Source organism: Roseomonas sp. TF40 (assembly GCF_057219975.1).
The window spans coordinates 536448-550253 of sequence record NZ_JBXVVR010000003.1 but is presented as its reverse complement, the minus strand read 5'-3'; the positions used below and the strand labels follow the sequence as shown (position 1 = coordinate 550253).

The window sequence follows — 13806 nt, the reverse complement described above, 5'->3', positions numbered from 1 at the left end:
GGCTCGTGCCTCCTCAGCGCATGAAGGCCGGCCACAGCTCGATACGGATATCGAGCTCGCGGATGAAGACCAAGTAGCAGAGCACCAGCAGGAAGGCGATCAGCCCCAGCACGCCTTTCCATCGGTGCGTGTTGTCGGCGATGGTCGAGATGGCGATCGTGACGATCAGCGTCAGGAAGAAGCCGGCCCATTCCAGGATCAGCCCGAAGGTGGTCAGCGCCGCCAGCACGAGCAGCAATTCGCGCATCGCCCAGCGCTCGAGCTTGTCGGGCCCGTTGAACAGGCCGATGACGGCGATGACGACGCCCAGCCCCAGCAGGAGCCAGAAGGTGAGCATGGGCATGTAGCCCGGGCCCATGCGCCGGGCGGTGCCCAGCGTGTGGTCCTGGTTCAGCCAGAGCCCGGCGATCGCGATGCCGGCCAGCATAAGGCCGGCGACGACGTCCTTTGCGTTGATCTTCATTCCCACCTCGTTCCCCACCCGGCACTGCCGAGGTCAGTCTCTTCCCAAAACTCCGCGCGGACCGCCGATCGGGCGGCCCCCGCTTTTCGCCCAGCGACACGGCCGCCGCCGGTCCCCTGTCTTTGCACCCTAGGCATCGGCCGGCCCCTCACGCAATCGCGAGGCAGCCGGCTGAATGGCCGGATGACAAGCTTTCAGTCCACCGTGGCGCCGCTGGCACGCACAACGGGCGCCCAGGCGGCCACTTCGCTGGCCACGAAGGCGCCATACTGCGCCGGTGTCATGTCACCGGCCGAGCCACCGAGCTCGGCAAAGCGGGCCCGGGCCTCGGGCGTGGCGATCACCGCCATGATCTCGCGGTGCAGCCGCTCGACGATGGGGGCCGGCAGGTTGGCCGGGCCGGAAACGCCGAACCAGGAGGTACTGACCAGGTCGAAGCCCTGCTCGCGGAAAGTGGGCACGTCGGGGAAAGCGGGGTGGCGCTCCGCGCTGCTCATCGCGATGGCGCGCACGCTGCCCTGGCGGATATGCCCCGCCGCGGAGGGCAGGCTGTCCGACATCATCGGCACCTGGCCGGCGATCACGGCCGTCATGGCCGGGCCGGCGCCGCGGAAGGGCACATGGGTGTGCTCGATCCCGGCCAGGCCGCTGAAGCGCACCAGCAGCAGGTGGTTGGAGGAACCGGCGCCGGAGGAGGCCATGTCGAGCCCGCCCTGGCGGGCGCGGGCGGCCCGGACCAGATCATTGAGGTTGGCGATCTCGCTGCGCGGATTGACCACCCACACCGAGGGGTTGGTGATGACCATCGCGATATGCGTGAAGCTGCGCACCGGGTCGTAGCGCACATTGCGGTAGAGCGCGGGGCTGATGCCGTGGCTCGCGATGTTGCTCATCACCAGGGTCATGCCATCGGGCGGCGAATCCGCCACCACCTGGCTGCCCGTGGTCGCGCCCGCGCCGGGGCGGTTCTCCACCACCACCGAGACGCCGAGGCGTTGGCCCAGGCCTTCAGCCACGAGGCGCGCGGCGATGTCGGTGCTGCCGCCCGGCGCGAAGGGGACCACGAGGCGGATACTGCCCGAAGGCCAGGACTGGGCCAGGGCTGGCGTGGCGAGGCACGCGGCGGCTCCCCCCAGCAGGTGGCGACGACCCAGCATCACTTCCTGTCCGCTCCCTTTTCCTCTCAGCCCTGTCATGCAGGACCGCGCAGGCGTATGGCACGGTGCTTTGCGGAGCCGCAAGCGGCCATGCGAGGGCCGCGCCTTGCCATGACCACTTCTTCACCTATCCTGCCCAGCGAAAATGTCGCGGAGCAAGGCGCATGAGCACCAATCATGAGCATCAATGACCCTGGGCGCCTGATCCGCGAAACGGCCGCGGCGCTGGCGCCGGCGCTGGTGGCGATTCGCCGTGACATCCACGCCCACCCCGAACTCGCCTTCGAGGAGACACGCACCGCGGGCATCGTCGCCGCCGAACTCGCGCGCCTGGGGATAGCGCATCGCACGGGCGTGGGCCGCACGGGCGTGGTCGGCGAGATCGAGGGCGGGCGCCCGGGGCCGACGCTGGCCATCCGCGCCGACATGGATGCGCTGCCGATCCATGAGGAAACCGGCCTGCCCTATGCGAGCACCGTGGCCGGGAAGATGCATGCCTGCGGGCACGACATCCACACCGCCACGCTGCTCGGCGCGGCCGCCGTGCTGCGCGACATCGCGCCGCGCCTCGCCGGGCGCATCCGGCTGATCTTCCAGCCGGCGGAGGAGATTCTCGAAGGGGCGGCGGCGATGATCGCCGATGGCGCCGCCGAGGGGATCGACTACGCGCTCGGCTTCCACAACCAGCCCGATCTGCCGGTGGGCCGCTTCGGCTTCGCGCCCGGCGCCTGCCTTGCCGCGGCGGATCGCTTCGACCTCATCATCCGCGGCAAGTCGGGCCATGCGGCGCACCCCTATGCCGCGATCGACCCCATCGTCGCCGCCGCGCAATTCGTCGCCCAGGTGCAGACGGTGGTGAGCCGCGAGGTGAAGCCGCTGCACCCGGCAGTGGTCACCATCGGCATGCTCCAGGGCGGGACGACCTACAACATCATCCCCGAGCGCGTGGCGCTGAAGGGCAGTGTGCGCACCCTGCACCCGGCCGCACGCGACACCGCCGAGGCCGCGATCCGCCGCCTCGCCCAGGGGCTGGAGGCCGGGCTGCGCGTGGCCTGCCAGATCGACTACCAGCGCATGGTCCCACCTTTGCGCAATGATGCGCGGGTGCAGGACCTCACCCTCGCCGCCGTGCGCGCGCAGTTCGGCGACGTGCTGGATGAGGGCGAGGCCAGCATGGGCAGCGAGGATTTCTCCGAATTCGCGGACCGCGCGCCGGCCTTCCACCTGCGCATCGGCAGCGGCGCGCCGGGGCGCGACGACCGGCTGCACAATGCCGGCTACCAGCCCGACGAGGCCTGCATCCAGAACGGCGTCGAGGCACTCAGCCGCGCGGCGCTGGAGATCCTTTCGTGAGAATCTGTGTTTACGGGGCTGGCGCCATCGGCGGGCATATCGCCGCGCGCCTCGCCAGGGGGGGCGCCGAAGTCTCGCTGGTGGCGCGCGGGGCGCATCTTGCCGCGATCCAGGCGAATGGCCTGACCGTGCATGCGCATGACGGCACGCATCTCAGCCATCCCAAGGCGAGTGCCAACCCGGCCGATCTGGGGCGGCAGGATGCGGTGATCGTCACGGTGAAGGCGCCCGCCTTGCCCGATGTCGCCGCCGGCATCGCCCCCCTGCTCGGCTCCGACACGCCCGTCGCCTTCGTGATGAACGGCATTCCCTGGTGGTATTTCCTGGGAGAGCAGGGCCCCCATGCCGGCACGCGCCTGCCGGAGGTCGATCCCGGCGGCGTGCTGGAATCCGCCATCGGCATCAGGCGGACCATCGGCGGCGTGGTCTATTCCGCCACCGAGGTCATCGCGCCGGGCGTGGTGAAGTCCGAGCACGGCAATATCCGCGTCATCCTCGGTGAACCCGATGGGCGGATCAGCGACCGGGCGAAGGCGATCTCCGCGATCCTCGATGCGGGCGGGATGCCGAGCCCGGTCTCGCCCGAGATCCGGCTCGACGTCTGGTGCAAGCTGCTGGGCAACCTCGCCAATGGGCCGCTCTGCACCCTCTCGCGCCGCGGTGTGCGCGACACGCTGGCGGACCCGGTGCTGCGCGCCGCCGCCTGGACCAGCGCCAAGGAAGGCCAGGCCATCGCCGCCGGGCTGGGCCTCGCCGTGCCGGATGCGATCGTCGAGCGCGTGGCGAATGCGACCATGCAGCACAAGCCCTCGATCCTGCAGGACCTGGAACTCGGCCGGCCGATGGAGATCGACAGCCTCTTCACCCTGCCGCTCAAACTCGCCGCCATGACCGGCACGCCCGCGCCGCAACTGGCGCTGCTGGTGGGCCTCGTGAAGCAGGCGGCGATCGCGGCGGGGCTCTACAGGACGACCGTGTAGGGGATCGGCGCCAGGTCGGGCGCCACCCAGCCGCGCCGCGCCGCGACCGAGAACAGCAGGCCCTCCGACCAGTGGGGCGCCATCACCCGCTTGCCGGCGGCGAGCGGGCCGGTGAGCAGCGCATTCACCCGCGCATGGGCCGGCAGGCTGGCGTCGTCCTGCGCCAGCGCATCGCGCAGCGCGGCCAGGAAGAACAGCGTGATGGTGGCGTGGTAGCCGCGGCTGTCGCTGTTGGGCACGCCATGGCTGTCGTTCAGCCGGCGGATCAGGCCGGGCAGTTCGCGCTCCAAGGGCAGATCCGGGCGCAGCAGGATGAGCCCGGCCGTGGCGGCGAGGTGCCCGGCATGGGTCCAGCGCGCCTTGGGCAGGGTGGCGTCGCAGAGTGCCTGAACATGGGCCGTGAGCGCGGCGTCGTCTTCGAAGGTCATGGCGAGGCCTCCTTGGGCAGGTCCGTCTGGCCGAGCACCCAGCCCTCCCAGCGCGTGATCCAGGGGTCGTCGGGGATGAAATCGGGCTGCGCGCCCTCGATCACCGCGATCATCGCGAGCAGGCCCAGCACGCAGTCGAGGCGATCCTCCCCGGCCGCATCGGCGCCGAACCCGACCGCGATCTGCGCGGCGAGCGCCGGTTCGGGCACCACGCCAAGCCGCGCCATCGCCGCGCGCAGCGGCTCGGCCAGCGCGCGGCGCGGGCCCTCCGCCCGCTTGCTGCCCGCAAGCGTCAGGCCAAGCTGGCGCATCGCCTCGGCCGGATAGACCTCGGCCAGCACGGCGCGGCCGGGGGCGATGAGGTCGTGCAGCCGGCCCGCGAAGGGCCAGAGCGCCAGGGGCGCGCCGGCGGCCAGCGCGGGCGCGATCCAGTCGCGCCAGGCGGCGATGGCGGCCTTGCCGGATTGGTTGGCACCCAGCGTCCAGAACACCGGGGCCCCCGCCGGGCGGCGGGCCGTCGCGCGGTCGCACAGCCGCGACAGCGCCTTTGCATCGGCCAGCCCGAGCGCGGCGGCATGGGCCGCGCGGGTCATGCCCTTGATGCCGCGCGCCGGGTAGAAGGGCCGCGCCGGGCTCACCGTCTCAAGGCGGGGCGAGACCTCGAAGAAGCCGGGGTCCTGCACCCGGCCGGCCAGGAAGGCCGGGAAATCCGGCTCCGCCCGGCCGCGGGCGAAGCCGCGCGGCACGCCGAGCGGCAGGTCGAGCCCGAGCACGACAGGGGCGCCGGGCCGCAGCAGATCGGGCAGCAGGGCGCTTGTGTCCCCCGCCAGGCGCGGCGCGGCCATCCGCCAGCCGCCCTCGCGCCGCGCCAGCGCCATCCAGCGCTTGGCGGGATGCGTGCTCCAATCGGCATGGGCGGCGATCACCACGCTTTCGCTTTCAATCCGCGCCCGGCGTCATGCCATACTCGCGCGAGCCGAGAGGACCGACGCATGGATGCCACCGCCGCCACACCGCTGAAGGGCCAGGATGCCGCCCATCCGGACGGGCAGTATTCCACCGTCGCGAAGTGGTTCCACTGGCTGACCGTGCCGCCGATGTTCATCGCCATCCTCTCGGGCCTGACGCTGCGCTTCATGAAGGACGACGTGAAGTTCTCCTTCTACGCGCTGCACGAGAGCATCGGGCTGATCCTGCTGTTCCTCGCCGTCGCAAGGCTGGCCTGGCGGCTGGTGAGCAAGCCGCCGGCGGCCCCCGACCACCTGCCGGCCAACATGCGCGCGGCGGCGGCGGCGGTGCACCATGCGCTCTACGCCCTGCTGATCCTGCAGCCGCTGCTCGGCTTCTTCACCACCAATGCCTATGGCTTCCCGCAACAGGGGGCGACCGCCTTCCTGTTCTTCATCGACCTGCCGAAATTCATGGAGCCGTCGGAAGGGCTGGCCTTCGTGCTGCATTGGCTGCACAGCCTCGGCGGCTGGGCCCTGCCCTTCCTGCTGGCCGCGCATATCGGCGGCGCGGTCTACCACCACGCCCTGCGGCGCGACGGCACGCTGATGCGCATGCTGTGAGGCAGGGCGCTACTTGATCGGCTTGTGCGCCTTGTCGAGCAGCCGGCCGAACCAGCCCTTCGGGGCCTCCGCCTTGGGCTTCTCGGCCTCGGCCAGCTTGGCGGCCTCGGCCGCTTCCTGCTTGGCGCGCTTTTCCTTCTCGGCGAGCCATTTCTCGAGGCTCATGCCCGCCTTGGCGGCGCGGCGCGCCTCATAGGCGCGCTGGCCTTCGGTCAGTTCCGGTGCTTTAGCCATGGTGGTTGGTCCCCTGCGCGCCGCCTGTGATGGCGCGCCGCCGCGGCTTCCGCAATACCTTGCGCAAAGCGGCCGAGGGGCCGAGGCTGCGGCGCATGGATCCTCGTGTGAAGGCCGGCATCTGGGTGTCGATGGCGCTGCGTCTGGCGGATATTTCCGGCCGGTCGGGCGCGGTGCTGCGCAAGGGTGATGCCGATGCCGGCGGCATCCTCTGCGTGCTGCGCGGCCGGGGCGGGCTGATGGTGCTCGCCCAGGCGCGCGACTCGGAAGGCCGCGCCGCCTGGGTGCGCGGCACCGGTGATGCCCCCGTGACCGACGAGGTGGCGGATGCCTATGTCGCGCGCCAGGTGCAGCGCGACCCGGATGTCTGGGTGGTCGAGTTCGACACGCCCGACTTCAAGCCGCCCTTCGAGGCGCGGGTGATCTGACAGGCCGCGGGCCTACTCCGCCCGCGCCCCGACCGCACGGGCGATCTCGGCCCATTTCTTCAACTCCCGGCGCTGGAACGCCGCAAGCTCCGCGGGGGTGGACCCCACCGGCTCGGTCCCCGCGGCGCGCATCCGCGCCTGCACCTGCGGATCGGCCAAGGCCGCGACCAGCGCCTGGTTGAGCCGCGCCACCACGCCAGCCGGCGTGCGGGCCGGGGCGAAGACGCCATGCCAGGCCGTGCCCTCCACCCCCGGCAGGGTGGCGGCGATGGTGGGCAGGTCGGGCAGCGCCGCGCTCTGGCGCGGGCCGGCGGCCGCGATCCCGCGCAGCCGCCCGGCGCGCACATGCGGCAAAAGCCCCGCGACATCGGCGATCGCCATGCTGACATGCCCGGCGGTCAGGTCGATCAGCAACTGCCCGCCGCCGCGGAAGGGCACATGCTCGATGGAAATCCCACCGGCGGCGCGCTTGAGCATCTCGGTCAGCAGATGCGGCAGGCTGCCGGCACCGGCCGAGGCATAGGTCAGGGAAGTGGGGTGGGCGCGGGCATGATCGACGAGTTCCACCACCGTGGTCGCCGGGATCGCGGGATGGACCGCGAGCATGAACTCGATATGCGCGGCGAGCGTGATGGGGGTGAAATCGGCCACCGGATCATAGGGCATGCGCTCATAGACGGCGGCGTTGATGGCGTGGGTCGCGATATTGCCCCACACAACCTGGCTGCCATCCGGGGGCGCACGGGCCACGACCTCGCAGCCCAGCATGCCCCCGGCGCCGCCGCGATTCTCGATCAGCACGGGCTGGCCGAGCAACTCGCCCAGCTTCGGCTGGATGATGCGGCTGACGATGTCCACGGAACCGCCGGGCGGAAAGGGCACGACGATCCGCAGGGCCGACGCCTGTGCCACCACAGGGGCAGCCAGCATGGCACCGGCCGAAGCCAGCAGGACACGTCGCGCGACCCTCATGGCCGCCTCCTTCTCAGTCTTCTTCAACCTTGAAGGTATACACTTTACCGTGAGGCAGGCCCAGCGGTCAATGGACAAGCGCGGGTTGCATCTCATGCTGACGAATTGCCGCAGCGGCGAGTTGCAGGCTCGGCGCGGCACCGATCTGGGTGCCATCCGCCGCGTGGATCGTGAACACCACCGCGCCGTTCAGCACCCCGGGCCGGACATAGGCCACCGCATTGGCGCCGAGCCGGGCGAAATCGATGTGGGAAAGACCGCGCAGCGCCTCCGCGCTCAGGCGTCGGGGGAAAGACTGCTCATCGCCGTCGAAATCATCCATCACACGCTCCTATCGGCGCGGCCGGAAGCGGCCCGCGCCCAAGATGGGGCACCCTGGAACGGTCACCCCTGTTTGTCGTCCGCCCCCCCAGGAAACCCGGCATTGACCAGGGGGCGCTGCACGCCGTTGCCGCGGCCGGAAATCTGGATGGTCTTCACCCGGACCTCGGGCAGCGGGCGGCGCAGATCGACATGCAGCAGCCCGTTGTCGAGCCACGCACCTTCCACCTCGATCCCCTCGGCCAGCACGAAGGCGCGCTGGAACTGCCGCGCGGCGATGCCGCGATGCAGGAAGACCCGGCCCTCGCTGTCATCCTTCTGGCGGCCACGGATCACGAGCTGGTTGTCCTCCTGCGTGATCTGCAAATCCTCCATCGAGAAGCCCGCCACGGCCAGCGTGATGCGCAGCCGCGTCTCGCCGGTCTGCTCGATGTTGTAGGGCGGATAGCCATCGGCCGATTTCTGGACCCGGTCGAGCATCTGCTCGAGATGGTCGAAGCCCAGGAAGAGGGGCGAGCCGAACAGGGGGGAACGCGACATGTCTTGCAGTGCCTCCTCGCCAGGGAGCGAAGCGTCTCGGGAAGCGGGGCCACATGGCACCCCGCCTGCCGATGATCTTGGCGGGGTGGCCGGCCGTTGCAAGGGGGTGGGCGCGGGGCTACCTCTCCGGGCCTTGCCGGAAAGCCTCCCGATCGATGACCGACGCCACGCTGCTGCCCATCCTCTACGTCCCCGACCCGAAGCTGCGCGCCAAGGCCAAGCCCGTGGTGGCGGGCGATCCGCGCATCCCGGGCCTCGCGGCGCAGATGCTCGCGACCATGTACAAGGCGCCCGGCATCGGCCTCGCCGCACCGCAGATCGGCGAATTGCTGCGCCTCGTGGTGATCGACGTGCACCCGGACGACAAGCCCACGCCGTTGGTGCTGATCAATCCGGAGATCGTCGCCAGCAGCAAGGAAGTTGCGACGCGGGAGGAGGGCTGCCTCTCGCTGCCCAACCAGTTCGCCGAGGTCACGCGCCCGGCGCGGGTGAAGGTGCGCTGGCTGGACCTCGCCGGCGCGAAGCAGGAGGTGGAGGCCGAAGGGCTGTTCAGCGCCTGCCTGCAGCATGAGATCGACCATCTCGATGGCGTGCTGTTCGTGGACTACCTCTCGGCGCTGAAGCGCAACATGCTGCTGCGCAAGCTGGCGAAGGAATTGAAGGCGCAGCGGGAGGGGTGACCCCCATCCGATGCCCCACGGCAATATCTGAGCAGATGTCATCATCTGCTCAGATTTCTTGCCGTGAAATTCACACGTTTTGCAGCACGAGATCGGCCCGAAGAGGGCCGATCCTGCTGCCAGGTGCAGCGAAGCGAGCACCGGAGGGCTGAATCGGATGGGCAAGCTACGCATCGCCTTCATGGGAAGTCCCGACTTCTCGGTGCCCGCACTGCGTGCCCTGCATGACGCCGGGCATGAGATCGTCGCGGTCTACACCCAGCCGCCCAAACCGGCCGGGCGCGGGCAGCGCGAGACGCCCTGCCCGGTGCATCGCGCGGCGCTCGAACTCGGCTTGCCCGTGCGTACGCCCGCGCGGGTGAAGCGCGACGCGGCCGAACACGCGGCCTTCGCCGCGCTCGACCTCGATGTCGCGGTGGTGGCGGCCTATGGGCTGATCCTGCCCAAGGCGATGCTCGACGCCCCCCGGCGCGGCTGCCTGAACATCCATGCCTCGCTGCTGCCGCGCTGGCGCGGTGCGGGGCCGATCCAGGCGGCGATCCTGGCGGGCGATGCCGAAAGCGGCATCACCATCATGCAGATGGAGGAAGGGCTCGATACGGGGCCGATGCTGCTCACCGAGGCCACCCGCATCACGCCGCGCATGACCACGCCCGAACTGCATGATGCGCTCTCGGCCATCGGCGCGCGGTTGATCCTGCGCGCTTTGGCGGAAAACCCCGCACCGGTGCCGCAGCCCGAAACGGGCGTGACCTATGCGCCGAAGCTGACGAAGGAGGATGGCCGGCTCGACTGGTCGCAGCCGGCCGCGGCGCTGGATCGGCGCATCCGCGCCCTCACCCCCTGGCCCGGCTGCTTCTTCGCCCTCGGCGCGGAGGTGGTGCGCGTGCATGCGGCCGAGCCCGTGGCAGGGTCCGGCCCGCCCGGCACGGTGCTGGATGCCGCGCCCACCATCGCCTGCGGCGAAGGCGCACTGCGCCTGACGCGCCTGCAACGGGCCGGACGCGCGGCGATGCCGGCCAGCGATTTCCTCCGCGGCTTCGCGCTGCCGCCCGTGCTCGCCTGATGCCGCGCTACGCGCTGAAGCTGGAATTCGACGGCGCCGATTTCTGCGGCTGGCAGCGCCAGGGGGATCTGCCCACGATCCAGAAGGTGATCGAGGAAGCCGCCGCGCCGCTGAACCGCGGCGAGATGCCCACCGCCACCGCCGCTGGACGCACCGATTCCGGCGTGCATGCCGAGGCGATGGTGGTGGATCTCGTGCTCGCCATCGAGCTGGAGCCGCGGCGCATCCGCGATGCGATCAACATCCGCACCCTGCCCCACCCGATCGTCGCCACCGCCGCCGCGCTTGTGGCGGATGACTGGTCCGCGCGCTTCGCCTGCACCGGGCGCGCCTATCGCTACCGCATCCTCAATCGCCCTTCGCGCCCGGCGCTGGAAGCGCGCCGCGTGTGGCATGTGAAGCGGCCGCTGGATGCGGCGGCGATGCATGCGGCGGCGCAGATGCTGCTCGGCCGGCACGATTTTTCCGCCTTCCGCGCGGCCTCCTGCCAGGCGGCCTCGGCGCTGCGCACCCTCGACCGGCTGGATGTGGCGCGGCTGGATGATGTGCTGGAGATCTCGGTCGCGGCGCGCAGCTTCCTGCACCACCAGGTGCGCAACATGGTCGGCACGCTGGTCGAAATCGGCGCCGGGCGCCGGCCGGTAAGCTGGGCGCGGAGCCTGCTCGAAGGGCGGGACCGCACCAAGGCGGGCCAGACGGCCCCGCCCGATGGGCTGACTTTCGTGAGTGCGCGCTACGAGCCCGAGCCCGACTGGACGGGCGGGGCGAGAGAGTAGCGCGCCGCCAGCTTCGCCAGGGCCGGCGGGATCGAGGCATGCAGCGCCACGCCCTCGGCCAGCGCCTTCGCGCGTTTCACCATCGCCAGTGAGCCCGGCATGCGCGGCGCGCCCATGCCCGGGCGCGGCGGGTTGCTGCGCACGGCCTCCGCCATCCAGCCGGATTCGCGCAGGAACTTCTCGGCGCCGCCGAACTTTGCGGGGTCCAGCACCAGCACCAGCACGGAAGCGCCCCAGCCGGTCGGGGCATCGGCACGGCCCACCCCGGCGAGGCCGCTGGTCAGCGCCTCGACCAGCAGGCCGAGGGCGAAGCCCTTGTGACCGGCCTCGAGCCCACCGAGGGGCAGCAGCGTGCCGGGCGGGTCGGCCCAGAAGGCGTTGGGGTCGCGCGTCGGGTTGCCATGCCCGTCCAGCAGCCATTCATGGTCGAAGCTGCGCCCCTCCGCCCGGCGCCGCGCCGTCATGCCGTTGGTGGTGATCGACATCGACACATCGACCAGCACGGGCCCGTCGGGGCTGGGCCAGGCGGCGGCGACGGGGTTGGGCGTATGCGTGCGCCGCGTCCCGCCCCAGGGCGCAACCGAGGCCGTGGCCGGGTCCGAGCAGGTCAGGATCAGCATCTGCCCATCCGCCGCCACGGGCGGGCCATAGGCGGCGAGGCAGGCAATGTGGTGCGCCTGCGCGATGCTCACCGCGCCGAGGCCGAAGGTCCTGGCGGCGTTCTGGGCGAAGGCGATGGCCCGGCGCACCAGCCAGGGGCCGGGCAGCTTCTGGCCATGCCAGGCCTGCACCACCGGCGTCTCGGAGAGGATCTCGGGCTCGCCCGTCGCGCGCATGTCGCCGCTCGCCAGCGCGTCGCAATAGCCCGCGAGCAGTGCCAATCCATGCGTGTCGTGGCCCATGAGGTCACCCTCGACCAGCACCTCGGCCATGCTGGCCGCGCGATCGGGGGCGAGGCCGGCGGCGCAAAAGGCCTCGGTGGCGAAGCGGCGCAGATCGGCGGCGTCGAAGCGTGACATGTCCATTCCCTCTTCAGACCGACAGGCGCTGCACCAGCCCGCTCAGGAACAGGCCCAGCGCGAAATCCAGGCCCACCAGCGCCGCCGCCTGCAGCCCGCCAACCGAAAGCGCGCTGCGGACCACGAACCACTCGACCCAGATGGCGTAGGCAAGGCCGAGCAGCACCAGCACCTGCGCCAGCGCCGCCGGCAGGCCGAGCCCGCCGAGCAGGGCGAGCAGCAGCAGCACCAGATACTGCACGACGTTGGACCAGTTCCAGGCGACGATGAAGCGCGGCCAGGCGGCAAGCTGCCCCCAGCTCTGCAGGATCGGGCGCGAGGCGAGCGCGAAGGCGGTCCAGGCGAGGACGAAGCCGATCAACTCGGCCAGCAGCGGCCGGCCGAACAGGCCGCCGGCCTCGGGCATCTCCGCCCAGGTGAAGAAGCGCAGCGCGAGGAAGGCGGGCAGGCAGATCACCGCCGCCATGAAGCTGCGCTGCGCGCCCTCGGGCGTGTCCTCCATCAGCGCCATGCCGCGCTTGTCGCCGCGCGCGAGCAGGAAGGCGCCGACCAGCCCCGCGGTGACGGCGAAGCGCAGCGAGGGCGGCGGGGGCAGGCCGCCGCTCAACGGAGCAACGCCGCCAGGATCGCCCGATAGGTCGCCGCCAGCCGGTGCAGATCGGCGACCGAGGTGCGCTCATCCACCTGGTGCGGCGTCTCCCCCACCGCGCCGAATTCGGCGACGGGGCAGTAGCGCGCGATGAAGCGCGCATCGGAGGTGCCGCCACCGGTATCGAGCGCGGGGGTGACGCCGGTGCTCTGCGCGATCGCGTCGCTCAGCGCCTGCACGAAGGGGCCGGGCGCGGTGAGGAAGCTCTCGCCCGAGCAGGCGGTCTCCATCGTGTAGCGCGCGCCGGCGGCGCGGAAGGCGGCGTGCAGGCGCTCGATCAGTTGCGCCGATGTGTGCAGATCGTTGAAGCGGATGTTGATCATCGCCCGCGCCGATCCGGGGATGACGTTGGAGGTCGTGTTGCCGACATCGAAGCCGGTGACCTGCAAGGTGCTCGGCGGGAAGTGCGGCGTGCCATTGTCGAGCGGCGCGGCGAGCAGCGGTGCGAGGGCGGCGACCAGGCGGTGGATCGGGTTGTCGGCACCGGCCGGATAGGCGCTGTGGCCCTGCTTGCCCTCGATGGTCACCCAGGCATTGAGGCTGCCGCGCCGGCCGATCTTGATGATGTCGCCGAGCACGCGCTTGGAGGTCGGCTCGCCCACCAGCGCCATGTCCGGGATCTGGCCGTTCGCTTCCATCCATTCCAGCACCTTCGCCGTGCCATCGACGGAGCGCGCTTCCTCATCGCCGGTGATGAGCAGGGAGATGGAGCCGGGGTGGTTCGGAGTGGCGTCGAGATACTGCGAAAGCCCCGCGATGAAGGCGGCGATGCCGCCCTTCATGTCGCAGGCGCCGCGCCCGTAGAGCTGACCGTCGCGCACCACGCCGGCGAAGGGGTCATCGGTCCAGGCGGCGAGGTCGCCGGGCGGGACCACATCGGTGTGTCCGGCGTAGCAGAAATGGGGCGCGCCGCTGCCACGCCGGGCGAAGAGGTTGTCCACCCGGTAGTCATCGGGACCGAAGGGCAGGCGCGTGCAGGCGAAGCCCAGGCCCTCCAGCGCGCGCTGCACCACATCCAGCGCGCCGTCATCCGCCGGTGTCACGGACCGGCAGCGGATCAGCGCCTGGGCCAACAGAACAGGATCAACAACAGACACGAGGACCACCTTTCAGGGCCGCAAAGCGGCCCCGCGCGCAGGGCGACCGCATCACCCGGCACAGCAGTGCGT

18 protein-coding genes are annotated in these 13806 nt (G+C 71.0%); 7 read left to right on the top strand and 11 right to left on the bottom strand.

Translation table 11 applies throughout. The features are described 5' to 3' along the window. Positions 1-13: 13 nt before the first annotated feature. Both AC2D9U_RS12570 and AC2D9U_RS12565 read right to left on the bottom strand, forming a co-directional pair. Positions 14-463 (bottom strand): tripartite tricarboxylate transporter TctB family protein, encoded by a 450-nt coding sequence (locus AC2D9U_RS12570; RefSeq protein ID WP_484749410.1) that lies wholly within the window; start codon positions 461-463, stop codon positions 14-16. Positions 464-657: 194 nt separating this feature from the next. Next, positions 658-1620: a Bug family tripartite tricarboxylate transporter substrate binding protein gene (locus AC2D9U_RS12565; protein ID WP_484749409.1), complete on the bottom strand. Its 963-nt coding sequence runs from the start codon at positions 1618-1620 to the stop codon at positions 658-660. 177 nt (positions 1621-1797) lie between these two features. Here AC2D9U_RS12565 and AC2D9U_RS12560 point away from each other — a divergent pair, with 177 nt between their 5' ends. Together AC2D9U_RS12560 and AC2D9U_RS12555 are read left to right on the top strand one after the other, a co-directional pair. Continuing rightward, positions 1798-2973: a M20 metallopeptidase family protein gene (locus AC2D9U_RS12560; protein WP_484749408.1), complete on the top strand. Its 1176-nt coding sequence runs from the start codon at positions 1798-1800 to the stop codon at positions 2971-2973. Beyond that, entirely contained in the window at positions 2970-3953 is a 984-nt protein-coding gene (locus tag AC2D9U_RS12555; protein WP_484749407.1) for a ketopantoate reductase family protein, read from the top strand. The genes AC2D9U_RS12560 and AC2D9U_RS12555 overlap by 4 nt, the downstream gene beginning before the upstream one ends. Here the strand turns inward: AC2D9U_RS12555 and AC2D9U_RS12550 are convergent. Next, positions 3935-4381, bottom strand: a complete 447-nt coding sequence (locus AC2D9U_RS12550; RefSeq protein ID WP_484749406.1) for a hypothetical protein — start codon at positions 4379-4381, stop codon at positions 3935-3937. The two genes, AC2D9U_RS12555 and AC2D9U_RS12550, sit on opposite strands and share 19 nt — an antisense overlap. Beyond that, positions 4378-5307 carry a hypothetical protein gene (locus AC2D9U_RS12545; protein WP_484749405.1) on the bottom strand — a complete coding sequence of 310 codons (930 nt, stop codon included), beginning with the start codon at positions 5305-5307 and terminating at the stop codon, positions 4378-4380. The genes AC2D9U_RS12550 and AC2D9U_RS12545 overlap by 4 nt, the downstream gene beginning before the upstream one ends. Positions 5308-5373: 66 nt before the next feature. On the opposite strand from AC2D9U_RS12545, the gene AC2D9U_RS12540 reads away from it, so the two are divergent. Next, positions 5374-5952 carry a cytochrome b gene (locus AC2D9U_RS12540; RefSeq protein WP_484749404.1) on the top strand — a complete coding sequence of 193 codons (579 nt, stop codon included), beginning with the start codon at positions 5374-5376 and terminating at the stop codon, positions 5950-5952. 9 nt (positions 5953-5961) lie between these two features. On the opposite strand, the gene AC2D9U_RS12535 is transcribed toward AC2D9U_RS12540, so the two are convergent. After that, positions 5962-6186 (bottom strand): hypothetical protein, encoded by a 225-nt coding sequence (locus AC2D9U_RS12535; protein ID WP_484749403.1) that lies wholly within the window; start codon positions 6184-6186, stop codon positions 5962-5964. A 95-nt stretch (positions 6187-6281) separates the two neighbouring features. On the opposite strand from AC2D9U_RS12535, the gene AC2D9U_RS12530 reads away from it, so the two are divergent. After that, the gene (locus AC2D9U_RS12530; RefSeq protein ID WP_484749402.1) at positions 6282-6614 is read left to right on the top strand and encodes a DUF1491 family protein; all 333 of its coding nucleotides are present in this window, start codon (positions 6282-6284) and stop codon (positions 6612-6614) included. 12 nt (positions 6615-6626) lie between these two features. Here AC2D9U_RS12530 and AC2D9U_RS12525 read toward each other — a convergent pair whose 3' ends face one another. From AC2D9U_RS12525 to AC2D9U_RS12515, 3 genes are all read right to left on the bottom strand, one after another. Continuing rightward, positions 6627-7586, bottom strand: coding sequence for a Bug family tripartite tricarboxylate transporter substrate binding protein (locus AC2D9U_RS12525; protein WP_484749400.1), 960 nt, complete (start codon positions 7584-7586; stop codon positions 6627-6629). A 67-nt stretch (positions 7587-7653) separates the two neighbouring features. Beyond that, on the bottom strand, positions 7654-7908 hold the full coding sequence (locus tag AC2D9U_RS12520; RefSeq protein ID WP_484749399.1) for a DUF1150 family protein: 255 nt from the start codon (positions 7906-7908) through the stop codon (positions 7654-7656). A 62-nt stretch (positions 7909-7970) separates the two neighbouring features. Then, positions 7971-8447, bottom strand: coding sequence for an Hsp20 family protein (locus tag AC2D9U_RS12515; RefSeq protein ID WP_484749398.1), 477 nt, complete (start codon positions 8445-8447; stop codon positions 7971-7973). A gap of 155 nt (positions 8448-8602) precedes the next feature. Here AC2D9U_RS12515 and def point away from each other — a divergent pair, with 155 nt between their 5' ends. The 3 genes from def to truA all read left to right on the top strand — a co-directional run bounded on the left by def (position 8603) and on the right by truA (position 10969). Further along, on the top strand, positions 8603-9127 hold the full coding sequence (def, locus tag AC2D9U_RS12510) for a peptide deformylase (RefSeq protein WP_484749397.1): 525 nt from the start codon (positions 8603-8605) through the stop codon (positions 9125-9127). Positions 9128-9284: 157 nt separating this feature from the next. Then, complete coding sequence (gene fmt / locus AC2D9U_RS12505) at positions 9285-10193, top strand: methionyl-tRNA formyltransferase (RefSeq protein WP_484749396.1); 909 nt, start codon at positions 9285-9287, stop codon at positions 10191-10193. Continuing rightward, positions 10193-10969 (top strand): tRNA pseudouridine(38-40) synthase TruA, encoded by a 777-nt coding sequence (gene truA / locus AC2D9U_RS12500; RefSeq protein WP_484749395.1) that lies wholly within the window; start codon positions 10193-10195, stop codon positions 10967-10969. The genes fmt and truA overlap by 1 nt, the downstream gene beginning before the upstream one ends. Here the strand turns inward: truA and AC2D9U_RS12495 are convergent. From AC2D9U_RS12495 to dapE, 3 genes are read right to left on the bottom strand one after another with little or no spacing between them, the layout of a single operon-like run. After that, on the bottom strand, positions 10927-11988 hold the full coding sequence (locus AC2D9U_RS12495) for an Ldh family oxidoreductase (protein ID WP_484749393.1): 1062 nt from the start codon (positions 11986-11988) through the stop codon (positions 10927-10929). The two genes, truA and AC2D9U_RS12495, sit on opposite strands and share 43 nt — an antisense overlap. A 13-nt stretch (positions 11989-12001) precedes the next feature. Further along, complete coding sequence (locus AC2D9U_RS12490) at positions 12002-12595, bottom strand: hypothetical protein (RefSeq protein WP_484749391.1); 594 nt, start codon at positions 12593-12595, stop codon at positions 12002-12004. Beyond that, entirely contained in the window at positions 12592-13710 is a 1119-nt protein-coding gene (gene dapE, locus AC2D9U_RS12485) for a succinyl-diaminopimelate desuccinylase (protein WP_484749389.1), read from the bottom strand. The genes AC2D9U_RS12490 and dapE overlap by 4 nt, the downstream gene beginning before the upstream one ends. Positions 13711-13806: the final 96 nt, after the last annotated feature.